The following is a 24,191-nucleotide window of genomic DNA, read 5'->3' as shown; positions in this document are numbered from 1 at the left end:
CCATCACGTCGAAATCCCACGGACGCTTCACCAACATGGCCGAGCAGGCATCGACATAGAGCCGGTCGGCCTTCACGCCCGGATGGCGTTTGGCGGCCTCGTCGAACATTTCGCGAAAGAATGCAAAGGCCTTGAACACATTGGCCTTGTCGACGCAGGTGAGCGCGCCCGGCCGGCCGCGCTTCTTGCGGCGTTCGGCAAGCCGAAACGAAAACTCGAACAATCGCTCGGACGTCTTTCGCGTGATCACCAAGGTCTCCCGCGCATCCTCGTGGGTCACCACGCCTTTCCCCATCGAGGCGAACAGGCCTTCGGTGGATTCGCGGATCACGACGAGGTCGATGCCGCGCTTGTCCGCCCCGACAATCGGGCTCGGCACGCCGGGGATGAGACGGGCCGGACGCACGCCGGCATAGAGATCGAAATGAAAGCGCAACTCGACCTGCGGCATGATCTCGGTGTTGTCGGGATAGCGCACCGAGGGCAGGCCGCAGGCGCCGAGCAGGATCGCATCCGCCTCCTCGCACAGCCGGATCGTGGAATCCGGCATCGATTTGCCGGTCTCACGGTAGTGGTTCGCTCCGGCCGGAGCCTCGGTGAAGCGGAACTTCAGGTCGGTGGTTTTCTCGATCCTGCGCAGGACTTCGAGCGCCGGCGCCATCACCTCGGGGCCGATGCCGTCGCCGGGGAGCACGGCAACGTGGAGCGCAGTATTGGCGGACATTCAGATTCCCCTGATTTGATAATCATTTTTGGCCTCATGGTCGAGACGCGTGTTGCCACGCAACTCACCATGAGGAGCCTAAACCTCTTCCTGAGGAGCTTGCGCCAGCAAGCGTCTCGAAGGATGAGGCCCGGCTCTCGAAGGTCTCACGGCGTCAGGATTGCCCGCCCGACCAGCCGGCCTTCCTTCAGACTGGTGAGCGCATCGTTGGCCTTGGCGAGCGGCATCGGCGTCACCGGGATCGGCGCGATCTTTTTCGCCCGCACGAGATCGAGCAGTTCCTCGGTTTCGCGCAGATTGCCGACATAGCTGCCCTGGATGGTGACCGCCTTGATCGGGATCAGCGGCAAGGCCCAGGGGGCGCCGCCCCCGAACAGGCCGACGATCACGAGCTTGCCGCCCTTGGTCAGGCAATCAAACCCAAGCTGCGTGGTCTTGGCATTACCGACGAGGTCGATCACGGCGCGGATCGGCTCGCCGGCCTTTTTGGTCAGTTGCTCCAGCGCATCCGGCGCGCCGCCGTCGACGGTTGCGAGCGCGCCGGCCGCTTCGGCGGCTTCGCGTTTTTTCGCATCGATATCGACAACGATCGCGCCCTTGCCACCCATCGCTTTCACGAGCGACAGCGCCATCAGGCCGAGGCCGCCGGCGCCGAAAATCACGATCGGGGTGTCGAAGACGGTTTCCACCTTTTTCAGAGCGCTGTAGGTCGTGACGCCGGAGCAGGCGTAAGGCGCGGCGGTGACGGGATCGAGCCCCTTCAAGTCGATCAGGTATTTCGCGTGCCGCACCGTCAAGTGGTCGGAATAGCCGCCGTCGCAATAGACGCCAAGCGCGCTCGGCTTGACGATGCACATGTTCTCATCGCCACCGATGCAGGTCTTGCACTTGCCGCAGCCGAGCCAGGGATAGGCGAGCACGACGTCGCCAACCTTCAGGCCGTGCTTGTCGCTTTCGGTAAGTTCAGGGCCGAACGCGACGATCTGGCCGACGGTTTCATGCCCCATCGTGAGCGGGAGCAACACGCCCCGATCCTTCAGAGACAGCGGCTTGCGGCCGTGGCCGAGATCGTAGCCGCCTTCCCAGATGTGGAGGTCGCTGTGACAGACGCCGGCCGCCTTCACCTTGAGCAGCACCTGCGTGCCGGAAGGCTGCGGCGTCGGCTCGTCCATCTCCTTCAGCGGCGCATTGAACTCGGCGACCCTAAAGCTCTTCATCGTTTCCCTCCCGTATGTTTCTTGTCGGGTTTGATAGGCCGGAAACCGTCACCCTCGCAAGATGGGTCAATTACCTCACGCCGGCTGCGACTTCTCGGCCATAGCCGCGATCTGATCGTCCGAAAATCCGGCCTCGCGAAGCACGGCGCGCGTATGTTCGCCGAGCGCGGGCGCGCGTTTTCCCGCCGACACCCTGCCGCCCGACATCCGGAACGGCAGGTTCGTGACCTTGAAGGTGCCACCGTCGTCTTCCACCTCGGCAACCGCGCCACGATGGACGATTTGCGGATCGTCCATCGCCTCAGCCACGGTTCGGTACGCCGAACAGGGCACGCCGTATTCGGAAAGCTCAGTGAGGCATTTTTCGGTCGAGACCGTGCGCGACCAGCTTTCGACGCCATCCATCAGCTCGGTCCAGTGACGCCGGCGGTCGGCATATTTCGCAAAACGGCAATCGCCGATCCATTCGGGGCGACCTGCGGCGCGGACCAGACCCTGAAACGTCTTTTCGCTGGCGATCGCCACCATCACGTAGCCGTCCGCGGTCTCGACCGGACCGAACATCGGGCGGCTCGGCGGCGGCAGCTCGAACTGCGAGGCCTGGACTTCGGTCGGCGTCAAGGTGAGCATCGATTCCAGCATCGACACGTCGATATGCTGGCCCGTGTCCGTGAGGGTACGCTGGTAGAGCGCGGCCGAGATCGCGCCAAAGGCATAGACACCGGTCAGGACGTCGGCGTGATAGATGCCGCAATAGTCCGGCCGATTTCTGCCCGGCTGGTATGCCAGGTGGGCCATGTCGTAACCGGACGCCGCATGAATGACCGGCGCATAGGCCGGCAACTCCGCCGATGGGCCGGTCTGTCCGTAGCCGGAGATCGAACAATAGACGAGCTTCGGATTCAGCGGCTGCAGGGACGGATAGTCGAACTTTAGCCGCCGCATCACACCGGGACGGAAATTCTCGACGAGAATATCGGCATTTTTCACCAGCCGATGCACAACTTCGACCGCTTCCGGCGTCTTGAGATCGAGCACGAGGCTTTTCTTGCCCGCGTTGAGTTGGCCGAAGAGGCTCGAGCAACCGTTGCGGACCGGAGGACGGATTCGCATCGTTTCTCCGTCGACCGCTTCGACCTTGATAACCTCGGCGCCCACATCCGCCAGCATCCGCGTGCAATGCGGACCGGCAATGGTGGTCGAGAAATCGAGCACGCGCAGGCCATTGAGGCTGCCTGTCGCAGTCCGCTCATCGATTCCCGCTATTGTCATCGAAGAATTCCCCTTCTGGTCTGCCTGACCGCCGATCCATCCCGACCCGAGACACTAGAGCGACGCGGCCGGGCGGAAAAGCGCAGAGGCCAACAAGACGTCGGCGAATGGCTGTTGCCGCGGCAACAGCCTATGCAATCGGCGACGGGAGATTGGAACTGATCTTGCATAGATCGCGTTAGCGACAGCGGCGAGTGAGGGCGTTGTGCGAGTCCTGTTCGTTACCACGGAGATGGATGACTTCGTTCGGGTCGGGGGTCTGGCTGCCGTGTCCGCGGCGCTCCCTCGGGCACTCCGGCGCTGGACCGACGTCAGGGTCGTGCTTCCCGGTTACGGCGACGTTGTCGAGCAATTCACGCACATTGAGATTATCGGCCATTCTCCGCCTTTCGCGGAGATGCCGGCCTGTTCGCTCGGGCTTGGCGCGACCAAGGACGGCCTGCCGGTCTACGTGGTCTTGTGTCCACAATTGTACGATCGGCCCGGCAATCCCTACGGCGATGAGACGGGCCACGACTGGCCGGACAACGATATCCGGTTCGCACGATTGGCCTCGGTCGCCACCGAGCTTGCCGAGGGCAAACTGGACCCGAATTGGGCGGCCGATCTGGTCCACGCCAACGACTGGCAAGCGGCGCTCGTGCCGGCCTATCTCGCCTGGCACGGCAGCAAGATTCCGAGCATCCTGACCATTCATAATCTGGCGTACCAGGGCCTGTTCGAGAAGGAGACGTTGCGGCGGATCGGCGCTCCGCAGGATTCGTTTCACGTCGACGGCCTCGAATTCTACGACAAGCTGTCGTTTCTCAAGGGCGGCCTCAACTACGCCTCGCACCTGACGACCGTCAGCGAAACCTACGCCAGGGAGATCACAACGTCCGAACTCGGCTGCGGGCTCGAGGGCCTGCTTCGGCGCCGCTCCGACGCCGCCCAACTGACCGGCATCCTCAACGGCATCGATGAGAGTTGGGATCCGCGTGCCTGCGCCCTGCTCGCCCAGCGCTTCGCCGCCGGCGATTGGCAAGGCAAGCAGGCCAATGCGGACTACATCCGTCAGCAATTCGGTCTCGCTTTGTCGCGCGGTCCGCTGTTTGGCCTGGTCGCCCGCCTCGTCCACCAGAAAGGGATCGACCTCGTGCTGTCGGCGACCGACGAAATTATCGAGGCCGGCGGACAGATCGTCGTCACCGGCCGTGGCGAGCCCGAGATCGAGCAGGCGCTGGTTGCCGCGCACCGGCGCCGGCCGGACGCCGTCGGCGTCGCCATCGGCTTCAACGACGCGCAGGCGCGACGGATTTTTGCCGGCAGCGACTTCACGCTGATGCCCTCGCGCTTTGAACCGTGCGGATTGAGCCAGATGTACGCCCAGCGATTTGGATCGCTACCGATCGGTCACCAGACCGGCGGCTTGGCCGAGACGATTGCCGATGGCGAAACCGGCTTCTTGTTCCCGCAGCCGTCGACGGAATCCTTTATCGGCGGCGTTCGCCGCGCGTTCTCGGCTTTCATGGCGAAAGATCGCCTCGACGCGATGCGCCGAAGCGCCATGGCACGATCTTTCAGCTGGAGCATCTCGGCAGCCTGTTACGGCGCGCTCTATCGAAAGACTGTGGTATCGCCCTGAATTGAGGTCTTACGTTTCCCGGCTTTGCGGCAGCGGCCGGGTTTCCGGCATCGCGAGCCAGATGACGACAAGGCCGACCGCGGCAACGATGGCAAGGCCCGCAAAGGCGACGCTGCTGCCGAACTTGTCGCTGACGTAGCCGGCGAGCACGGTGCTCAGCGAGGCGCCGATTCCGGTCGCGGTGCCGATGACGCCTTGTGCGAGATTAAAGTGGCCGCTGCCGAAGGCGACGTCCGCGACGACGAGCGGAATCAGGACGCTCAGCACTGCGGCGGTGACGCCATCGAGTACCTGGACCGCAACCAACAAATAGGGATCGCGGACGACTGCAAACATGATGCCCCGGACCGCGAGCGCACCAAATCCGAGCAGTAGCAGCGGCCGTCTGCCCCATGCTTGCGCCTTGCGCCCGACCGAAGGCGATGTCAGCGCGACAATCGCCTGCGGCACGATGATGCAGGCAGCGATGAGGACAGTCGCCCACTGGCTCGAACGCGTGGTGACGATGCCGGCCATAATCGGAAGCATCGAGGCGTTGGCCAGTTGCAGCAGCAAAATGCTGCCGGCAAAAATCAGGAGCGGACGTTGACGCAGCAACACGAGCGAGCTGGTCGATTTCGCGCTTGGCGCGGTCGACGGCACGGATCCGTGCGCGCGGGCGGCGTCGACTTCCCGCTCGCGGATGCGCATGAGCGCGAGCAAAGTCGGAATGGCCAGCACGAAGGCAACGAGAAACACCGCGCGGCTCGACAGCAGGTAGCCGCAGGTACCCATCAGGGCGGCGGCGACGCCGTTGCCGAGCGAGGCAAAACGCGCGTTACGTCCCAACCGCTCGCTGATCGCCCACGGCCCCACCAGACCGAGACTGATCGCAGCGATTGCCGGGCCAAGCACGCAACTGGCGGCGGCATGCAGCGTCGCGGCGGCCGCAACCACCGGAAAGATCGGCCATGCCGCATAAGCGAGCGCGCTGCATCCGATCGTCGCGATCGCAAGACCTGCGACCAGCCGCTCCGACTTCGCCGCATCGATGATCGCTCCGCCGGGCATTTGCCCGATCAAGGCGATGATGCTGCCGATGGAAAGGATCGACCCGATCTCGACCTGCGTCCATTTTTGCGTTGTCAGGTAAACAGCAACGAACGGACCGAAGCCGGTCTGCACATCCGCGAGAAAGAAGATGAACCAGTCGAGACCACGAAGACTTCCCCGCGAGGGATGCGGCAGTGCATTTGGCGTCACCAGTTCGGCTTCAGAACGAACCATTTGATTGTCACGATCCGATTGTCCGCGCTCTTCGGAGTGAGCGCGTCGGTTTTGGGACGAGGATCGGTGCGCAAACATCGCTCCGCCGTCTCACTGGTGATCGTATTGCCACGGTTTGAGGCTGCCGGCGGCGCCAAGCACCACGATAGGTGTGCCGTCCTTGTATTCAGGCGCAGCCATCACCTGTTCCTTGGTCAAATCAAGCGTGATGCTGTCGCTCTTGTTGGCGACGCGGCCAAAGTGCAGCGCGTTCCAGTCGACGACGATCTTCCGGCTGCCCACTCCGAGAAACCCGCCGAAATCGATGACCGCGGCGCGCACCGTCCCCTCACGGTCGACGATCACGTCGACGATGCGCCCCATGTTTTCATCTTTCGGACTTCGAACGTCCCGGCCCATTACACCGTGCGCTTCGCTCGCGCCGATAATAGTGACGGAGGCCGGCGGAGCAGGCTCCTTCGGTGCAGCGGCAGGCGGAACGGGCTGTTGCTGTTGGGGCGGCGGAGGTGCCGCGGCTTCGCCTTGTCCCCACGAATGGGCAGCGTACAGACTGGCAATACCTGTAGCCGCGAGCGTGAACAGAACTCTGGCGCGCATCTCATTCCCTCGGTTAACGGCCGGAGACAATGGCGGGATCCGCCGCTGCCGGTCAGAGTAGGTCCATCGCTTCTTCGAGGTCAGCGGGAAAGCACGATGGAAACCTGAATCTTTCCTCGCGTTTTTATCACCTCAAGCGACACCTCATCGCCATGTCGCCTGAGCCGGAGGTCAGCACTTGAAGCACCCAGCTCCAGATCACGAAGAACGACTTCGTTGAGAAAAGCCGGCAGACGCGGGTTGCGCAGACGGATTTCCCCCTGGTCGGCATCGAATTCGAGTCCGAGCGCGGCCTCAAGCAAGGTGAACGGAGTCGCGCTCGCCCAAGCTTGCGGTGCACATGCGACGGGATAGAGCGTCGGGCCGCGCGCCTTCTCGCGCCGGAAGCCGCAGAACAATTCGGGCAACCTGCGCAGGTCCATGTAAGTCGCGGCATCGAACAGCGCCTTGAAGACCTGTTCGACCGAATGTTTGAGCCCGTAACGCGCGAGCCCGAGCGCGATCAGCGCATTGTCATGCGGCCAGATCGATCCGTCGTGATAAGACATCGGATTGTAGCGCGCTTCGCCCTGGGCCACCGTGCGGATACCCCAGCCGGTGAAGAAGTTGGGCTGCATCAATCCCGCGGCAACCAGGCGAGCGCGGTCTTCCCGCACGATCCCGGTGAAAAGGAGCTGTCCCGCATTCGACGTGCGCACCCGGCATGGCTTCTTGTCACCGTCGAGCGCAAGCGCGTAGGTGGAAAGTTCATCGCACCAGAACGTATTTTCAAACCGTTCCGCAAGCTGAGCGGCTTCGCCATCGAGTTGTCGCGCGCGCTCAAACTTTCCCATCCGCCTGGCGCAGCGTGCGGCCAGCTGCTTTGCGGCAAAGACGTAACCCTGCACTTCGGCAAGCGCGATGTAACCTTCCGCCAGCCGGCCGTCGGCATGGAAGATTGCGTCAAAGGAATCCTTCCAGCCCTGATTGGCAAGCCCCTGTTCCGAGGCGCGCTGATATTCGACAAAGCCGTCCCGATCCGGATCGCCGGCTCCATCGATCCACTGCAAGGCGGCTTCGACGGCGGGCCACAATTCGGCAAGGGTATCGTCATCGCCGGTACGTTCGACATAAAGGCCGGCGAGAAGTACAAACAGCGCGGTGGCATCGACGCTGCCATAATACTGCGCGAACGGAACCTCGCGAAGCGCCGCCATTTCCCCCCCGCGCATCTCATGCAGGATCTTTCCCGGCGCCGCGTCCGCCAGCGGGTCGACTTCCTTTGCCTGGTAAAAAGCCAGCCGCTTCAGCACGCCGCGAGCAACCCGCGGATCGATCCACAGCATCTGAAGCGCCGTGATGATCCCGTCACGACCGAACGTCGTCGAGTACCAGGGAATTCCCGCGTATGGGTACCGGCCCTCCCGCGTATCCGTCATCAGGATATTGAGATCGGCCATCGAACGGCACAGCACCTCGTTAAAGATGTTGTTCGAGGTCTCGATGCTGGTCGCGCCCCTGGTCTGCTGGCGCATCTCCCGGCGGTGCGCCAGCAAGCCGCGAAAGAACGGAACAGGTTTGGAAGCCGCCGGCTTGTTGCAGGAGGCAATCACAAACAGCGAATGCGTCTGCTTCGGCGCCAGTTCGAGATGATAGGTCGCTGCATTCGCGGCGAGACGCGTCGGCTTCGGGTCGAACTGAAGCGCCGTGGAGCGAGAAATCCCGTCGAGCCCGGTATATTCCAGGGCAACATCGGAGGGGCCGGCCACCTTGCTCGACGCGACGCCGCGGCGCGCGCGCCGCTCGCCCCGCACCTCGAACAGGTCGGCGAAATCATTGCCAAACAACAGCGTCAGGTCGAAGCTTGCAGTGTTTTCGCTATGGTTTTGAACTCCGATGCGCTGATAGGCAGCGCCTCGCCAGAGAAAGATGGTGCGAACAATATGCAGCACGTCTTTTTGAAGGACGTTGCGCCCCTGACGATAGACGTCGGGGTTGGTCAGATCGACCGTAAGCCCCGAATTGTCGTCCCGGAGGTTCGAACCCAGGAGCAACGGCTGGACTTCATCCAACACCAGTTCGAGTCGCGCCAGATAACGCGTATCCGAGTTGAACAGACCGTCCGGCCCGCCTGCGGAAGCGCCGATATCGCCATGGCTATCGAGCACGATGAACGTATCATCATGCTTGAGCGAGCGCCGCGGCCGTGCCGCGGGTCCTGTCATCGGAATATAGAAAGGAGATTCCGCGACCGTTTCCGTGATCCGTAACGTGGCGACGTTGGTGACGGCTTCCGCTGACATGTGACCTCGCTTGAATTGACAGCGATAGACTTACGCACCCAGTAGCTAGTGTCCCCGCACTGACATTCCTATCCCTTCGCGGCGAGTAGCTTTACGAATGTCAGAACCAAATGGACGCTAGCAAATACCGGTGCCTCGTGTGACTTGACTCTGGCGGGCCTTCGAAGAGATCGCCGCAAAGCTTCAAGGAACGTCAGAGCCACCACACCTGCGTTGCAAATCAGGCTGCGTGCTTTGCGAGGCGCCTCATTTCCCGCGTTACCAGTTCGCGGTAAGGCCCCTGCCCCTGCATCAGACGATCGGGCGATCCGTCTTCGATGATCTTGCCTGCCTTGAGCATGACGACGCGATCGAAGTTACGAAGCGTCGCAAGCCGGTGGGCAATGGCGATCACCGTACGTCCCCGCATCAGGCGAGACAAAGCCTCCCGAATGGCCTCTTCGGATTCGCTGTCGAGCGCCGCGGTGGCTTCATCCAGCAGCAGAATTGGAGCGTCTTTCAGGAAGGCTCGCGCAATGGCGATGCGCTGGCGCTGACCTCCGGACAATTTGACGCCGCGGTCGCCAACCATGGTTTCCAAGCCTTCCGGGAGAGTTTCGACAAAATCGCATCGCGCAGCGATCGCCGCACGCAATACTTCGTCATCGGTCGCGTTCGGCCGTCCGTAACGGATATTCTCCATGATCGAGCGGTGAAACAGCGAAATGTCCTGCGGCACGACCGAAATCGCCTCGCGCAGGCTTTGCTGCGTGACCCGCGAAACATTCTGCCCGTCGATCGTGATACTTCCCTGTCGGACGTCGTAAAATCGCTGCATCAGAACGAACAGGGTCGATTTTCCGCCGCCGGACTGGCCGACCAGTCCCACCCGCTGTCCCGGCTGGATGCGAAGGCTGAACTTGTCGAAGACCGTTAACCCGCCCGGATAGCCGAACGAAACATTGTTGAAGGCGATCGTGGCGCCGCTTCTTATCAGCGGTTCAGCCTCCGGATGGTCGCGAAGTTCATGAGGCAACAGCAACGTGGCAATGGCCTCGGTCAAACGAGCAACGTGTTGCGTGGCATCGACCAGCGCGACTGCAAGATCGCGCGTCGCACTGAGGATCGAAATACCGAGCGTGCAGACCAGAACGACGTCGCCGGTCGTGGCACTGCGGCTTTGCCAAAGGGTGATCGCCCAGGCGAGGATCCCGACGGTCAGAACGACCGTCACCGCCGCATGGATGAACCGGAGTTTTTCCAGATATCGAAGACTGCGCCCGCGCGCCGTGAGCTCCCTCTTTACGGTCGCGTCGAAACGTTCATGTTCGAAGCTTAGTCCGCAAAATGCCCGCACCAGCGGCATATTGTTGATCACATCGACCATCTCGCCGTCGACGGCGGCGGCCTTGTCGGCGAAATCATCGTGCAGCGGCCTTCCGGCGGCCGCAAGCCTAAACATGGTCAGGACCATTCCGCCCGCGATCACGACCAGGACGGCTGACATCTGCCAACTTACGGTTCCGATCAGGCAAATTGCGGAAATCGTGGCGATGCAAGGCGGCAGGACGTTCCAGATGAACATGTTTTCGACGGAAAAAACCGCATTCGACGTCGCGGTGATGCGGCTGGTCAGCATTCCCGGCAACCGGTCGGAAAAGTAGCTGGGCGCGTGACCGGTCAGGTGGCGAAACATGTCGCGCCGGAGATCGCCGGTAACGCCGACAAATGTGAAACTCGCAATCCATCCAGCAATTCGCCAAAGAAAATTGTCGGCTGCGATCAGTGACATCAGTAAGGCAAACGCCAACCACACGGTGCCTGAGTTGGCGGGGCCGCCCGAGAGGCCGTCGACCAGGAATTTCACGCCATATTGCGTACCCACAGAGCAAGCAACGGCGGCAACGACGGCCGACAGAATGCAAGAATGTGATGCAGGCCTTTGACGGAGGTAGCGCAGCACAAAAGCGAATGGGCGGTTGGCGTAGCCAGAGAGGTTGTCCATGTGCTGCGAGACCTTTTTTGACGCCTTTTTAAGGCCCGATTGCCGGACCCGATTTCTTTTTCTTTCAGCCGATGGAATGCCGCACATCGCTCTGCGGTTCCCGTCCGGCTGTTTTGCGCGCAGCACCCCCCGTTCATCGAGTGCACCGACGGCGATGTTACCGATGAAAGAAGTGCCCACCCTACTGGAACCTCGCAGATACGGAAACGTTCCCCTCCCGGCGCGGTTGCGTCGGGCCGATGGGGCTGATCATCCATGACATCGAGAAGAGGGAGAGGTAGATGCGCATCGCGCAAGTAGCTCCGTTGACGGAGGCGGTTCCACCCAAATTGTATGGTGGAACCGAGCGGGTGGTACACTGGCTAACGGAGGAACTTGTCGCGCTTGGGAACGATGTGACGCTATTTGCGAGCGGCGATTCCCAGACATCTGCGAAACTCGACGCCACATGGCCACGCGCACTTCGCCTCGATGGATCGGTTCGTGACCCCAACGCACTTCACATGGTGATGTTGGAGCGGGTTAGGCAAAAATGTGACGACGAGGAGTTCGACTTCCTCCACTTTCATCTCGACTATTACCCGTTCTCACTTTTCTTTCGTCAACCGACACCATTTGTGACCACTCTTCACGGCCGACTGGACCTGCCGGAGCATCAGCCGGTCTTCAACACCTTCTCTTCCGTTCCGGTGATCTCGATTTCGAACGCGCAGCGGCGTCCGGCGCCGCAGGCGAACTGGCTCCGCACCATCCACCACGGCCTGCCGGAGAATTTGCTGACCCCCCGGCCGGTCAGGCCTTCCTACCTCAGCGTACTCGGCCGGATCGCGCCGGAAAAAGGCGTCGATCGCGCGATCAGGATTGCCATCCGATGCGGCATTCCGCTGAAGATCGCGGCCAAGATCGACCGCGCCGATCAGGAATACTACGACGAAGTGATCCGCCCCATGATGGATCATCCTCTCGTCGAATATATCGGCGAGATCAACGATCACGAAAAATCGGACTTCCTCAACGGTGCGCTCGGATTGCTCGTTCCGATCGACTGGCCTGAGCCGTTCGGTCTCGTCATGATCGAGGCCATGGCTTGCGGCACGCCGGTGATCGCGTACAACCGCGGCTCGGTCCCGGAAGTGATCGACCAGGGGCTGACGGGGTTCATCGTCGAAGACGAGATCAGTGCAATTGCCGCGGTATCAAGTCTGCCGCAACTCGACCGCGGAAAGATCCGCGAGCAGTTCGAGGCGCGGTTCACCGCAAAACGAATGGCGCTCGACTATCTGGCCGCCTACCGCAGCCTGATGGAAGTCAGCGCGCCGCGGATCAAGCTCGTAAGCAGCGCAGAGTGATGCTTCTCGTCACGCCGTCCGAAGGTCGGCCTTTCCGAAGCGCCGCTCGTAATCCTTGATGTAGGCTTCAGGCGCGGGCTGCAAATGGCGTCGGGTCAGAGACACAAGCTCTTCCCGACGCGAATTGCGTAGCGCCCTGATCATGTCACGGTGATCCCGGTGTGCGCGATCCAGCACGTCCGGAAACGCATTGGCATACGACCGGATGCCGTAGACCTTCTGCGCAAGAAGGTCGATGGTCTCGATGAGGCAGGAATTGCCGCAGAGACCGAAAACGACCTGGTGAAAACTGAGATTGCTATAGAACACCGTCAGCAGGTCGCCTGCCGCGATCGCTTCACCATGCCTTCGCTGCAGTTCCTCCAGCCTTTCAAGATCAACCGCGGCGACCGGAAGCGGGATAATCCCGACCGCCATTACCTCGAGTTCTTCGCGCACCGCATAGATTTCCCGCACCTCTTTGGGCGTCAGGCCGCGCACCACGGCGCCACGATTGGGAATTCGCTCGACGAGCCCTTTCTTCTCGAGTTCGAAGAGAGCCAATCGCACGTCGCCGCGATGAGTCCGGAATAGATCGCCAAGGTCTTGCTCGACCAGCCTTTCCCGCGGTTGACGTCGACCAAGGACTATGTCCTCCTCGATGCGCTTGGCGATGACCGCCGCGGCCGGCTGGCGCGACCGCGACGGCGGTATCCGCTGCGATTTCGGCGCCCGGACGGTCGTGCGCTTGGCTGGTTTTCCGGCCATCATGTCCCCGATATGACGCGGCCCTTGGGCGGCCGCTGAGGAGCCAGCGGTAAAGTTGCGAGTCATATTGTAAACAATTTTGAATACGGTTACCATCCCCAAAATAAGACTCGCGCCAACGAAGGACGTGGGCCCGACAACAGCGGCAAGGGAGGATCGCATGAAGAACGCGCGCAAGGATTCCGCCGGCAAAATCACTCTATCAACTTTGTCCAGGCGACAAAGCCGCCGCGAGTTCATGATCAAGACGGCTTTGGCAGCAGGCGCGTTTGGCGCAGTGCCGCTGCGAGGCTGGGCCGCGGATCCCGTCAACATCGGCGCGCTTTATCCGACAACCGGCAGCATGGCACAGATCGGCGTCGGCTGCGTCGCCGCTGCCAAACTCGCCGTCGACATGGTCAATGAGGCCGGCGGCATCAAGTCGCTGGGCGGCGCCAAGCTCAACCTGATCATTTCCGACGTGCAGAGTGACACTACCGTCACACGCACGGAAACCGACCGGCTGATCACCGGCAACAAGCTTTCGGCGATCCACGGATGCTATGCCAGCGCCCTCACCCTGATTGCCAGCGAGGTCGCCGAGCGTGCCAAGGTTCCGCTGATTACGGGATCAAGCTCCGACCAGCTCAACAAGGGCCGCACCTATACGTTTACGCCGTTTGCCCGCGCCTCCCAGTTTGCGCGCGCGCAATTGCAGATGTCCAAACTCGTCAGCGACAAGCCGAAGGTCGCAGTGATCTTCGAGAACACCGCCTTCGGTACCTCGACGTCGAACGGATTGAAAGAGCTTGCGCCCGCAGAAGGCGTCGAGATCGTGATGTTCGAGCCTTATTCGGCCGGCTTCACCGATGCAAGCCCGCTGATCAACAAGGTCAAATCCTCCGGCGCCAATACGCTGTTCTCGGTCTCCTATCTGAACGACCTGATCCTGATCGTGCGCACGGTAAAGCAGTTCGGCCTCAACATCTCGATCAATGGTGGCTCCGGCGGCTTTGTCATTCCGGACTTCTACAAGAACGTCGGCAAGCTCGCCGAGGGCTTGCAGGGCGTGGCGCACTGGAATCACGACGTCAGCGAGGACGCCCAGAAGGTGAATGTCGAGTTCAAGAAGCGCACCGGCGATTTTGCCTTTGAATATGCCGGCGGACTGGTGGCGCAGACCTTCATGCTTGCCGACGCCCTGGAGCGCGCCGCCTCCCCCGATCCGCAGAAGGTGCGCGCGGCACTGTCCACGCTCGACGTTTCCTCGGGCTATGCGGCGATGGCGCCCGGCGGCAAGGTCAAGTTCGGCCCCGACGGCAAGAACATTTACGGCCATCCGGTCGGCGTGCAGTGGCAACACGGCGATCTCGCCAGCATCTTCCCGAAGGAAGACGCCCGCGCGCCGGTGATGAAAATCTGAAGGCCGGCGCCGTCCAATGTTCGAGACAGTAGCCCAGGCCGTCATCAACGGCCTGCTTATCGGCGGGATTTACGCACTCGTCAGTATCGGCGTCACGCTGATCTTCGGCGTCGTCAAGATCGTCAACTTCGCCCAGGGCGAATTCGTGATGATCGGGATGTATATCAGCTTCTTTCTCGCCAACCAGTACGGCATCGATCCCCTGCTTTCGCTCTTCGTGACGATGCCGGTGCTGTTCGTGATGGGCGTGCTGATCCAGCATTTCCTGATCCGCCGGGTGCTGGGGCCGAACGACATGCCGCAGATCTTCCTGACGTTTGCGCTGTCGCTGTTGCTGCTGAATCTCGCCCTGATGCTGTTCAGCGCAAACTATCGCACGGTTCACACCTCCTATTCCGACGAAGCGTTCCATGTCGGCGGGCTCTACATCCCGGAGGCAAAGCTGATTGCGTTTGTCGTGGCGATGGCGCTAAGCGGCCTGCTCTGGCTGTTTCTGCACACAACCGATCTTGGTAAAGCCATGCGCGCGGCGTCACAAAACCGCGACGTCGCCATGCTGATGGGCATCAATCCCAACCGCGTGTTCTGTGTCGCGCTTGGCATCGCGCTGGCGCTGGCGGGTGCGGCCGGGTCGCTCTTGATGCCGTTTTATTCCGCCTATCCCTTCGTCGGGCAGGTGTTTGTGCTGATGGCCTTTGTTGCCGTCGTACTGGGAACGCTCGGCAATGTCATGGGCGCCCTGATCGCAAGCCTGATGATGGGCATTGCAGAGTCGCTTGGCATCCAATATGTCGGCGCCGACTCCGGGCAGATCGTGGTGTTCGCCATGCTTCTGCTTACCCTCGCCTTCAAACCAACCGGCCTTGGCGGAGGCAGAGCGCGATGACACAGACGATAAATCCGCGCCATGCCATTCTTATGGCGATCGGGATCGCGATCCTCATCGGCTTGCCGATGGTGGTGAAAAGTTCGTTTGCGATCGATATTTTCGTTCGGATCCTGCTGTTCGCTTTTATCGGCACCGCCTGGAATCTGATGGGCGGCTACGCCAAGCAGCTTTCGCTTGGACACGCCGCCTATTTCGGCTTGGGCGCCTACACCTCGACCCTTCTCGAGATCAACTACAACGTCTCGCCGTGGCTCGGCATGGTGGCCGGCGGCGTGGTCGCGGCGCTGGCAAGCCTGCCGATCGGCTGGCTGTGTTTCCGCCTGCGGGGCCCCTATTTCACCATCGCGACCATCGCAACGGCGCAAGCCTTGATGTTGATCTTCCTCAAATTCCGCGACTTTGCCTGGGGCGCCGAGGGCACGACCATCCCCAACCTTGGCGCCGCGCCGCTGATGATGCAGTTCGAAAACAAGGACTCCTATTATTATGTCGTGCTCGGCCTGCTCCTTATCAGCCTTCTCATCACCTGGCTGATCGAGCGTTCCTGGATCGGAAACTACCTCGTCGCGATCGGCGAGGACGAAGACGCGGCCGAAGCGATTGGCGTCAACGCGCCGAAAATGAAGCGCGACATCTACATGATCAGCGCCTTTCTCACGGCGCTCGCGGGCACGTTCTACACCCAGTACATCTACTTCATCGATCCGGCGACCGCGTTTTCCTTCAACATCTCGATTGAAGCCGCACTAGTGGCGATCGTCGGCGGCATCGGGACGCTGTGGGGTCCCCTGATCGGTACGGTGCTGCTGGAGACAACCTCGACGCTGCTGCAAAGCTGGCTCGGCAGTTCGATCGGCGGCATCCAGCTCACCGTCTACAGCCTGATCCTGATGGCCGTCATCCTTTGGCGTCCGACCGGACTGATGGGCATGATCGGGGAGTTCCGTCAACGCTATGCCGGCCGCGCGCCGGCGCGCGCGTAAGGGCACGCCCATGGCGGATGCGCTCGTCATCAGCGGCCTCAGTAAACGGTTCGGCGGCTTGCGCGCCGTCCAGGACGTCAGCTTCACCGTGAAGGAAAACGAAACCGTCGCATTGATCGGTCCCAACGGCGCCGGCAAGACCACGAGCTTTCATCTCATCACCGGCTTTCACCGGCCGGATACCGGATCGGTGAAAGCCTTTGGCCGCGAAATCGTCGGCCTGCGGCCGCATGACATCTGCGCACACGGTCTCGCCCGCACCTTCCAGGTCGCCAAACCCTTCGGCGCCATGACAGTGCTTAGCAACGTCATGACCGGCGCATTCCTGCGCGACAAGCACATGGCCGTTGCGCGCGAGAAGGCGCGCGAGGCGATCGACTTCGTCGGCCTTTCGGCCAGGGAACAGACGCCGGCGAAGGATCTGACCACCATCGACCAGCGCAGGCTGGAAATGGCGCGCGCGCTCGCCACCGAGCCCCGGATCCTCCTGCTTGACGAAGTCATGGCCGGACTCAATCCGGCGGAGATCGACCAGGCGGTCGCGCTGGTCGGCAAGCTCTCCAGCAAGGGCCTGACCATCATCATCGTCGAGCATGTGATGCGCGCCATCATGGCGGTGGCGCGTCACATGGTGGTGCTCGACCACGGACAGAAGATCGCGGAAGGCTCTCCAAAGGAGATCGTGGAAAACCCGGAAGTCATCCGCGCTTATCTCGGCTCCTATGTGCATCCGCCGGCGGGAGTGGTTTGATATGCTCAAACTAGAAAACGTCAGCGCCAGCTACGGCTCGGTGCCCGCGATCTCGAATGTCTCGATCGAGATTGCCGAAGGCGAAGCAGTCGGCCTGTTGGGCGCAAATGGCGCGGGCAAAAGCACGACGCTGCGCGCGATTTCCGGCCTCGTCAAACTGACGTCCGGCACCGTCACGCTCGACGGCGTCAATCTGGCATCAAATCCGCCGCATCGGATTCCGGAATTCGGCATCGCGCACGTGCCCGAAGGCCGCCAGGTCTTTCCGGAAATGACGGTGCACGAAAATCTCGAGATCGGCTCCTATGTGCCGAAGGCGAAGGCGGAACGCCGCCAGACGCTGGAGCTGGTCTACGGCATTTTTCCGCGGCTGGCCGAGCGGCGCAAGCAGCTCGCCGGCACCATGAGCGGCGGCGAGCAACAGATGCTGGCGGTTGGCCGCGGGTTGATGCTTAGGCCTCGCCTGTTGATGCTGGACGAGCCTTCGCTCGGCCTTGCGCCGGTCATGACCGACGTGACTTTCGAAAAGATCGGTGAGATCCACAAGATGGGCACGGCGATCCTTTTGGTGGAGCAAAATGTCAGCCGGGCGCTGTCGCTGGTGCAGCGGGCCTACGTGCTGGAGAGCGGCAACGTCATCATGAGCGGCGCGAGCGCGGAGCTCGCCAACAACAAGCAGGTGCAGGCCGCCTATCTCGGCATTTAATACGCATCTCCCGCGATCGCTCGGCGTCGTCCAGAACGACGTCGGCCTGACTACCGATTCACTTATCAAACAGCCATTTCGGGCCTCATGGTTCGAGACGACGCTTCGCGTCTCCTCACCATGAGGGTCTCGCTCTGCTTGCTTTGACCTCACCCTGAGGAGCATCGCGCCAGCGATGCGTCTCGAAGGATGAACTTCACGGGCACAAGGCTGCATTCTCGCAGCGTGATTCCGCCCGAGTCTTGGGTAATCCTTTGCCCAATCGAGGGCACAGGGAATGCCGGGCGCCAGGCGCGCCCGCAGCCTTGTGTGCAAGGTAAGAAAGCACAAGCGTAGTCACCACGGTCACACCGGAAACACCCGGCATTCCCCGCGCAATGGTTTGAACGGCTTATTCCACGCTCTTCCCGGCGATCGGGCTTTTTGTCGCCGTCCCGCGCAATGCGCAAGCATTGTCGCGAGTTAACGTCAGCGTCGAGACGTCAGAACCACGTGGCTTCGCCGTACACCTCGCATGCACTCGTCTGTCGCATGTGAAGCGTCCACCGCATTCCGCACTCCACGTTCGTGACGATCGCGAGCGTCCCTCTTGTGAGGCGGGATGGCGCGGGCTTGTAGAGATGATTTGCCCGACGGGCAAAGCAGAATTTTTTTGGAAGAGGACTGGACAGGTAGAATCAAATTGAAATGCTTCGAGAAATCCGATTTTACAAACGCCGGCCCACCGCGCCGGCGGGATGATGCGCCTCCGGCGCTCGCGGGCGCGCTATTGCTCCAACTGGATGCGCGAGCTCTTGGCGCCATTCAACAGCCGTCGAAGATGAAAACCAGCAAGCGCATCTCCAGCATTCGTGCCGACCAGCGCCGCAAAGGCCGGCATCGCCGCAGCGTCTCCGGCCTGCAGTTTGGCAAAGGCATCGCAATATTGCGCCGTCGCCGGCGCCTCGAATGTCGTCTCCGTCAGCGGCTCGTAGGCCCGCAGCGGCTCGCTGCGCCCGCGCAGCAAGAGATCGCCGACCGGCCTGCCGCAAAAGGCCTCGGCGCCGTCGGCGACCGCGGCGCTGACGCAAATACGGGTGCCGAGAAACTTGTTGGCCGCTTCAAGCCGCGCCGCCGTGTTGATGGTATCGCCATAAGCGGTGTAGTCGAAGAAGCGGCCGCCGCCGAAATTGCCGACCAGCGCTTGGCCGGCGTGAACGCCCATCCGGGTTACGCCGAAATTCACGCCTTTGGATTTCCAGCGCTGGCGAAACTCCTCAGCCCAGATATCGAGCGCATGCGCGCAGGCAATCGCGCGGGTCGCATAATCAGGCTGGTCACCCGGCGCGTTGAAGAGAATCTGGATGGCGTCGCCGATGATCTTGGCGACGGTGCCCTCGTGGGCGAAGACGACATCGGTCATCCCGCCCACATATTCGTTGAGCAGCGTGCCGAGCACGTCGGGTGCAGCGTTTTCCACCAACGAGGTGAAACCGGCGATGTCGGTGAAGATCACCGCGACGTTGCGCCAGTGCACCTCCATGCCGTTGCTTTCGCCGGCCGCGGCAAGCCTCGAGGCGATCTGCGGCGAGAAATACCGCGACAGCGACGCATGGGCGCGTTCGGCCTCGAACTGGCGCCGGCGCGCCTCGCGCATCGCCTCGACGTGACGAATGGTCTTGTCGATGGTCGTTTCGAGATCGCCGAAGTCGATCGGCTTGGTCAGGAAGTCGAACGCTCCGCGGTTCATTGCGGTACGGATGTTGCTCATGTCGCCATAGGCCGAGACGATGATCGTCGATTTCTTGTCTTCGGCCTCCTGCAATTTCTGCAGCAGCGACAGGCCATCCATCCGCGGCATGTTGATGTCAGATACCACCATGTCGACATCTGGATGATTTTCGATCGACTGCAACGCCTCGACGCCGTCATGGGCAAACATGAAAGTCACCGCGCCATCGCGAATTTGCTTGCGGAACTTCTGCAAGACAAGCGCCTCAAGGTCCGGCTCATCATCGACGACGAGGATGGTTGCGGTCATGCGGCCTGCCCGAGTCTTCCATCGATCTCGTGACGCAGCAGCGTAAAATCGATCGGTTTGGTCAGTAGTCCCATCGCGCCGCGCTCGATTGCCTTCCGGCGGGTTTCAGCATCGCCGTAAGCGGTGATCATGATGACGGGAACATCGGGCCGCTCAGCCCGCACTTTCGGCAGCATTTCGAGCCCGCTCATCCCGGGCATGTTGATGTCCGACAGGATCAGGATCAGCGACGGATCCCTGATCTCGGCGGCGCGAATCAAAGCCGCTGGCGCCGACGGCGCAAACTCCATCGTGAAGCGCCCGGATTTCAGGTCGCGGCGGAACTGCTGGCGGAACAGCTCTTCAACGTCGGGCTCATCGTCGACGACAAGTATGTAAACGCTCAATTCCGGCCTCCAGAATAATGCGGCTTTGACTCTGACGTTACTTTGAATTGGTCGCGGCGAAACTGAAAGGAACGTCAGAGTCGCCACGCTAGGCTGCCGCGCGAGGCAGCGTAATAATGAATTCGGTGAATGCACCAGGTTCGGTCTCGACGTCAATCTTGCCGCCGTGCTGTTTCACGATGATGTCGTGGCTCATCGACAGGCCAAGTCCGGTGCCCTCGCCGGCCGGCTTCGTGGTGAAAAACGGATTGAACATCTTTTCCTTGACTTCGGCCGGGATGCCGGTGCCGTTGTCGCGAATCCGGATTTCGACCCTGCTGCCGAGATTTTTCGTTGTCGCTGTCAGCAACGGCTCGAAGCCTTCGTCGCCGGCTTCCTTGCGCTTGTTGGCGGCATAAAAGCCGTTGGAAATGAGATTGAGGAACACCCGCGTGATCTCCTGCGGGTAAAGGTCGACTACCCCGGCAGACGGATCGAGGTCGCGCTGCAGCGCGATATTGAAGCCGGATTTCTCGGCCCGCGCTCCGTGATATGCCAGATTCAGGCTTTCCTCGACGATCGCGTTGATGTCGGCGGCTCGGCGCTCGCCAGAACCTTCGCGCGAATGCAGCAGCATGTTCTTGACAATCGAATCGGCGCGCTTGCCGTGCTGCACGACCTTGTCGAGGTTGCCCTTGAGCATATTGGTAAGCTCGTCGATCTCCTCGCGAGTCTTGTCGTCGAGCGTGGCCGATTGGATCAGGTCATTGAGCTCGTCGATCAATTCGCCCGACAGCGCCGAAAAATTATTGACGAAATTCAGCGGGTTCTTGATTTCGTGCGCGATCCCAGCGGTGAGCTGGCCGAGCGAAGCAAGCTTTTCAGTCTGCACCAGGCGATCCTGTGCGGTGCGGAGATCTTCCAGCGACAGTGAAAGTTCCTTTGTGCGCGCTTGCACCTGTTCGAACAGATTGACGTTTGAAATTGCGATAACCGCCTGATCGGCAAATGTCTCTACAGCCTCGACCTGCCGTGCTGTGAACGGGGCCAGGCTCGCGTGTTGCAGCGTTATCCCACCGATGACGCGACCATCCAGCATAAGGGGCACCGACAGAAGCGACCTCGGTCCTCCCGAATCCAATGGGCCGCCAAGTCCAGCTTCCGGGTCTTCCGCCGAGTTGGGAATGTGGACCGTACGTTTCTCGCGCGCGGCACGAGCTGTGATCGATCCTTTTTGATCCGGCGAGATCGGATTGGCGCGGATCGCCGCCTCGATGTACTCAGGCTTGGTGCTGGATTCGGCGGCGTCGTGAAACTTCCCGTCGCGCAGCAGAAAGATGACGGCTGTACGCGCATTGCAAAGTTCGCGCGAGGTTTCGACAATGACGTCCAGTACTGGTTTGAGGTTGTCAGGAGAACGGCTGATCACCTTCAGCACGTCAGCAGTGGCTGTCTGCTGCTGCAGAGATTCTTCGAGATCACCCGTCTTGGCTTGCACCTCGTCGAACAGGCGCACGTTTTCGATCGCGATCACGGCCTGGTCGGCGAAGGTTTGCAGCAGTTCGATCTGGCGTTGAGGGAACGATCCCGTTTGTGCACTCCCAATCACCATCACGCCGATCACGGCGTTGTCGCGCATCATCGGGACGGCCAGCGTCGAACGAATCTGGCCAATGCTCGAATCCGAACTGCCCGCGTTTCGAATTGCCTCCCGGATCCTGGGATCCATTTCCGGATCTTCGTAGAAGTCGGTGATGCATTGGACTTCGCCCGTCAGGATGACGCGTTCTGCGGCCGTGCCGCGACCCGCGCGGATCGGGCGTCCCTTGAACAGGCGGCTTGCCTCGGTAACGCCGACGCCGGCGATCGCCTTGCATTCGAAGGCCTCGTTGCCGCGTAGATACAGAAGGCCCAGGTTGGCGCCGCAAAGCTTGTATGCCGACTCGACCAATGTGTCGAGCACGGTCTGCAAATCGAAAACCGAGCGGCTGATGACTTTCAGTACGTCGGCGGTCGCGGTCTGCTGTTGCAGGGATTCGCTGAGGTCGTCGGTGCGTTCCCGCAATTCGCTCAGCAGGCGGGCATTCTCGATCGCGATCACGGCCTGGCTGCCGAAACTCGTCACCAGATCGATCTGCTTGACGGAGAAGGCGTGAACGTTCTGACGGAAGATGGCGATCACGCCGACAAGGCTCTTTTCCTTCAGCATCGGTACGAGCAGAAGCGTGCGGGCGCCGCCAAGTTCGACCAATTCCACGATCGGCGGGAAGCCGGTGAGGTAAGCCGGCTCTTGCTTGACATCGACGACATGAACGAGTTGCCGGGTCTCGATCAGCCGCCCTAACGGGTCGATTGGCGGCGGGTAGATCACCGGATTGCGCGAAAAGGTTTCCGCGAACGCCGGCGGCAGATTGAACATCGAGGCGAAACGGAAGCCGCCATCTTCACGGAGAAGCAACAGACCAAATTGGGCGTCGCATATGGTGGTCGCATTCGACAGGATCGTCTTGAACACCGGATCGAGTTCGCCCGGCGAGCGGCTGATGACCTTGAGCACCTCGGACGTCGCGGTCTGGTGCCGTAGAGATTCCTGCAGGTCGACCGTCTTGGCCTGCACCTCATCAAACAGGCGCGTGTTCTCGATGGCGATCACGGCCTGGTCGGCGAAGGTCTGTAGCAGCTCAACGTGATGATCGGCGAACGTGCCGGGCTCCTTGCGCGTGACGCTGATCATTCCGATCGGCTTGCCGTTGTTCATGAGCGGCGTGAACAACATGCTGCGATAGCCGCGCAACCGTGCCACCTCTCTGTTCGTGACCGGAACACCTTCTGCCTCGGTATCGGCGAACTGCACGGTCTCTCCAGCCCGAACGAACTGGAACGGCGGAAATTCGGCGAGCGGAATCGGGAATGAGGCCTGCAACGCTTCATCGGCTCTCGTATTTGTCGGCGTGAATGCCGCCAGGTGGAGCATGTCGCCAGCGATACGCGACACCGTCGCCGAAAAACCGCCGATCAGCGATTTGGCGTTCCTTACGATCGATTCGAAGACCGGCTGTACGTCGGAGGGCGAGCTTGCGATCACCTTGAGGATGTCGGCGGTCGCGGTCTGTCGCTCCAGCGCCTCCTTCGTCTCGTTGAAAAGCCGCGTGTTCTCGATGGCAATCATTGCCTGGTCGGCGAAGGTTTGCACCAGATCGATCTGGCCTTTGGTGAACGGGCCGGGCTCGGGCCGCGTCAGCACCATTACGCCTTCGACCTCGTCATTCCTGAGCATCGGCACGCCGAGTGCCGCGCGAATCCTGACCAGGGAACCCGCGGGCATCTCCATGTCCGGGTCCGCAAGCACATCAGGAATAAGTTCGACCCTTCCCGATGCGATGACGCGCGAGGTGGCAGAACCGCGGCCCGCCCTTGGCGGATTCGCTGCCCAATATTGCAGGAATTCGGGTGTGGTGCTGGACGCCGCCTTCAGCGGAAAGACCTCGCCTTCGCGAAGGAAGATCGAGCCCCGATTGGCTTTACACAACTCGACTGCGGACCTGATCAGCGTTTCGAGAACAGTTTGGAGATCGAAAGTCGAACGGCTGAGGACCTTGAGCACATCGGCCGTAGCAGCCTGCTGCGCAATCGACTCCTCAAGTCTACGCTTAAGATCAGCAATAACCTGCTGTGAATCGCCGGCAACGGTATCCGTCACAATGAGTATTCCAAATTATTGGCAAGACGCTGGGCATCATCTCGCTTTCACTCTACATCACAGCATGACGGCCAGACGTCAGCTAGTGCCCACTTTCCGAAGTTCGTGCTCCATCGCAGCACCCACCTTCACGAACTTCGGAAAGTCATGGGCTACTCACAAACTTATTGATTCTAGTGCTCCGATTCCGAAGTTCGTATCATATTGCGGCTCCACGTTTACGAACTTCGGAATCAAAGGAGCACTAGCCAATTATATGATTCTAGTGCGGTTTAGAATTTGAAGTTCCTATGACGAGGTTACCGCGAAACTG

General features: G+C 61.1%; 18 protein-coding genes. 7 read left to right on the top strand and 11 right to left on the bottom strand.

Annotated features, from left to right (window positions below; all coding sequences use genetic code 11):
- From M6D32_RS19945 to M6D32_RS19935, 3 genes are all read right to left on the bottom strand, one after another.
- Nucleotides 1–724: isocitrate/isopropylmalate family dehydrogenase (locus M6D32_RS19945; RefSeq protein WP_298259402.1), on the bottom strand; the 724-nt coding region annotated here is incomplete at its 3' end.
- 146 nt (nucleotides 725–870) lie between these two features.
- A complete protein-coding gene (locus tag M6D32_RS19940; RefSeq protein ID WP_298259400.1) occupies nucleotides 871–1,941 on the bottom strand; it encodes an alcohol dehydrogenase in 1,071 nt (356 codons plus the stop codon).
- A 75-nt stretch (nucleotides 1,942–2,016) separates the two neighbouring features.
- Nucleotides 2,017–3,213: a CoA transferase gene (locus tag M6D32_RS19935; RefSeq protein WP_298259398.1), complete on the bottom strand. Its 1,197-nt coding sequence runs from the start codon at nucleotides 3,211–3,213 to the stop codon at nucleotides 2,017–2,019.
- A 205-nt stretch (nucleotides 3,214–3,418) separates the two neighbouring features.
- Here M6D32_RS19935 and glgA point away from each other — a divergent pair, with 205 nt between their 5' ends.
- The gene (gene glgA, locus M6D32_RS19930) at nucleotides 3,419–4,837 is read left to right on the top strand and encodes a glycogen synthase GlgA (RefSeq protein WP_298259396.1); all 1,419 of its coding nucleotides are present in this window, start codon (nucleotides 3,419–3,421) and stop codon (nucleotides 4,835–4,837) included.
- 9 nt (nucleotides 4,838–4,846) lie between these two features.
- On the opposite strand, the gene M6D32_RS19925 is transcribed toward glgA, so the two are convergent.
- The 4 genes from M6D32_RS19925 to M6D32_RS19910 all read right to left on the bottom strand — a co-directional run bounded on the left by M6D32_RS19925 (nucleotide 4,847) and on the right by M6D32_RS19910 (nucleotide 10,966).
- A complete protein-coding gene (locus M6D32_RS19925) occupies nucleotides 4,847–6,103 on the bottom strand; it encodes an MFS transporter (RefSeq protein WP_298259394.1) in 1,257 nt (418 codons plus the stop codon).
- Nucleotides 6,104–6,193: 90 nt separating this feature from the next.
- Nucleotides 6,194–6,700 carry a PRC-barrel domain-containing protein gene (locus M6D32_RS19920; RefSeq protein WP_298259392.1) on the bottom strand — a complete coding sequence of 169 codons (507 nt, stop codon included), beginning with the start codon at nucleotides 6,698–6,700 and terminating at the stop codon, nucleotides 6,194–6,196.
- 80 nt (nucleotides 6,701–6,780) lie between these two features.
- Nucleotides 6,781–8,982: an amylo-alpha-1,6-glucosidase gene (locus M6D32_RS19915; RefSeq protein ID WP_298259390.1), complete on the bottom strand. Its 2,202-nt coding sequence runs from the start codon at nucleotides 8,980–8,982 to the stop codon at nucleotides 6,781–6,783.
- Between the two features lie 220 nt (nucleotides 8,983–9,202).
- On the bottom strand, nucleotides 9,203–10,966 hold the full coding sequence (locus M6D32_RS19910) for an ABC transporter ATP-binding protein (RefSeq protein ID WP_298259388.1): 1,764 nt from the start codon (nucleotides 10,964–10,966) through the stop codon (nucleotides 9,203–9,205).
- A gap of 281 nt (nucleotides 10,967–11,247) precedes the next feature.
- On the opposite strand from M6D32_RS19910, the gene M6D32_RS19905 reads away from it, so the two are divergent.
- Nucleotides 11,248–12,315, top strand: a complete 1,068-nt coding sequence (locus M6D32_RS19905) for a glycosyltransferase family 4 protein (protein ID WP_298259386.1) — start codon at nucleotides 11,248–11,250, stop codon at nucleotides 12,313–12,315.
- A 9-nt stretch (nucleotides 12,316–12,324) separates the two neighbouring features.
- Here the strand turns inward: M6D32_RS19905 and M6D32_RS19900 are convergent, their stop codons facing one another.
- Entirely contained in the window at nucleotides 12,325–13,302 is a 978-nt protein-coding gene (locus tag M6D32_RS19900; protein ID WP_298259384.1) for a GntR family transcriptional regulator, read from the bottom strand.
- On the opposite strand from M6D32_RS19900, the gene M6D32_RS19895 reads away from it, so the two are divergent.
- The 5 genes from M6D32_RS19895 to M6D32_RS19875 are packed head-to-tail and all read left to right on the top strand — an operon-like array spanning nucleotide 13,301 to nucleotide 17,793.
- Nucleotides 13,301–14,464, top strand: coding sequence for an ABC transporter substrate-binding protein (locus M6D32_RS19895; RefSeq protein ID WP_298259382.1), 1,164 nt, complete (start codon nucleotides 13,301–13,303; stop codon nucleotides 14,462–14,464). The two genes, M6D32_RS19900 and M6D32_RS19895, sit on opposite strands and share 2 nt — an antisense overlap.
- A gap of 16 nt (nucleotides 14,465–14,480) precedes the next feature.
- On the top strand, nucleotides 14,481–15,350 hold the full coding sequence (locus M6D32_RS19890) for a branched-chain amino acid ABC transporter permease (RefSeq protein ID WP_298259380.1): 870 nt from the start codon (nucleotides 14,481–14,483) through the stop codon (nucleotides 15,348–15,350).
- Nucleotides 15,347–16,336: a branched-chain amino acid ABC transporter permease gene (locus M6D32_RS19885; protein WP_298259378.1), complete on the top strand. Its 990-nt coding sequence runs from the start codon at nucleotides 15,347–15,349 to the stop codon at nucleotides 16,334–16,336. The genes M6D32_RS19890 and M6D32_RS19885 overlap by 4 nt, the downstream gene beginning before the upstream one ends.
- A 10-nt stretch (nucleotides 16,337–16,346) precedes the next feature.
- Nucleotides 16,347–17,087: an ABC transporter ATP-binding protein gene (locus M6D32_RS19880; RefSeq protein ID WP_298259376.1), complete on the top strand. Its 741-nt coding sequence runs from the start codon at nucleotides 16,347–16,349 to the stop codon at nucleotides 17,085–17,087.
- A 1-nt stretch (nucleotide 17,088) separates the two neighbouring features.
- Nucleotides 17,089–17,793, top strand: coding sequence for an ABC transporter ATP-binding protein (locus M6D32_RS19875; protein ID WP_298259374.1), 705 nt, complete (start codon nucleotides 17,089–17,091; stop codon nucleotides 17,791–17,793).
- A gap of 766 nt (nucleotides 17,794–18,559) precedes the next feature.
- On the opposite strand, the gene M6D32_RS19870 is transcribed toward M6D32_RS19875, so the two are convergent.
- From M6D32_RS19870 to M6D32_RS19860, 3 genes are all read right to left on the bottom strand, one after another.
- The gene (locus M6D32_RS19870) at nucleotides 18,560–19,813 is read right to left on the bottom strand and encodes a response regulator (protein WP_298259372.1); all 1,254 of its coding nucleotides are present in this window, start codon (nucleotides 19,811–19,813) and stop codon (nucleotides 18,560–18,562) included.
- Complete coding sequence (locus tag M6D32_RS19865; RefSeq protein WP_298259370.1) at nucleotides 19,810–20,199, bottom strand: response regulator; 390 nt, start codon at nucleotides 20,197–20,199, stop codon at nucleotides 19,810–19,812. Before M6D32_RS19865 ends, M6D32_RS19870 begins: the two co-directional genes overlap by 4 nt.
- A gap of 88 nt (nucleotides 20,200–20,287) precedes the next feature.
- A complete protein-coding gene (locus tag M6D32_RS19860; RefSeq protein WP_298259368.1) occupies nucleotides 20,288–23,878 on the bottom strand; it encodes a GAF domain-containing protein in 3,591 nt (1,196 codons plus the stop codon).
- Between the last annotated feature and the right edge of the window lie 313 nt (nucleotides 23,879–24,191).

The organism is Bradyrhizobium sp. (assembly GCF_027307225.1).
Lineage (GTDB): Bacteria > Pseudomonadota > Alphaproteobacteria > Rhizobiales > Xanthobacteraceae > Bradyrhizobium.
This window is presented reverse-complemented; position numbering and strand designations above follow the sequence as displayed.

Bases quoted from the DNA above. Each gene is read 5' to 3' on its own strand.
- M6D32_RS19940 (WP_298259400.1), bottom strand. From the start codon at position 1,941: ATGAAGAGCTTTAGGGTCGCCGAGTTCAATGCGCCGCTGAAGGAGATG.
- M6D32_RS19935 (WP_298259398.1), bottom strand. From the start codon at position 3,213: ATGACAATAGCGGGAATCGATGAGCGGACTGCGACAGGCAGCCTCAAT.
- M6D32_RS19925 (WP_298259394.1), bottom strand. From the start codon at position 6,103: ATGGTTCGTTCTGAAGCCGAACTGGTGACGCCAAATGCACTGCCGCAT.
- M6D32_RS19920 (WP_298259392.1), bottom strand. From the start codon at position 6,700: ATGCGCGCCAGAGTTCTGTTCACGCTCGCGGCTACAGGTATTGCCAGT.
- M6D32_RS19915 (WP_298259390.1), bottom strand. From the start codon at position 8,982: ATGTCAGCGGAAGCCGTCACCAACGTCGCCACGTTACGGATCACGGAA.
- M6D32_RS19910 (WP_298259388.1), bottom strand. From the start codon at position 10,966: ATGGACAACCTCTCTGGCTACGCCAACCGCCCATTCGCTTTTGTGCTG.
- M6D32_RS19905 (WP_298259386.1), top strand. From the start codon at position 11,248: ATGCGCATCGCGCAAGTAGCTCCGTTGACGGAGGCGGTTCCACCCAAA.
- M6D32_RS19895 (WP_298259382.1), top strand. From the start codon at position 13,301: ATGATCAAGACGGCTTTGGCAGCAGGCGCGTTTGGCGCAGTGCCGCTG.
- M6D32_RS19900 (WP_298259384.1), bottom strand. From the start codon at position 13,302: ATGAACTCGCGGCGGCTTTGTCGCCTGGACAAAGTTGATAGAGTGATT.
- M6D32_RS19890 (WP_298259380.1), top strand. From the start codon at position 14,481: ATGTTCGAGACAGTAGCCCAGGCCGTCATCAACGGCCTGCTTATCGGC.
- M6D32_RS19885 (WP_298259378.1), top strand. From the start codon at position 15,347: ATGACACAGACGATAAATCCGCGCCATGCCATTCTTATGGCGATCGGG.
- M6D32_RS19880 (WP_298259376.1), top strand. From the start codon at position 16,347: ATGGCGGATGCGCTCGTCATCAGCGGCCTCAGTAAACGGTTCGGCGGC.
- M6D32_RS19875 (WP_298259374.1), top strand. From the start codon at position 17,089: ATGCTCAAACTAGAAAACGTCAGCGCCAGCTACGGCTCGGTGCCCGCG.
- M6D32_RS19870 (WP_298259372.1), bottom strand. From the start codon at position 19,813: ATGACCGCAACCATCCTCGTCGTCGATGATGAGCCGGACCTTGAGGCG.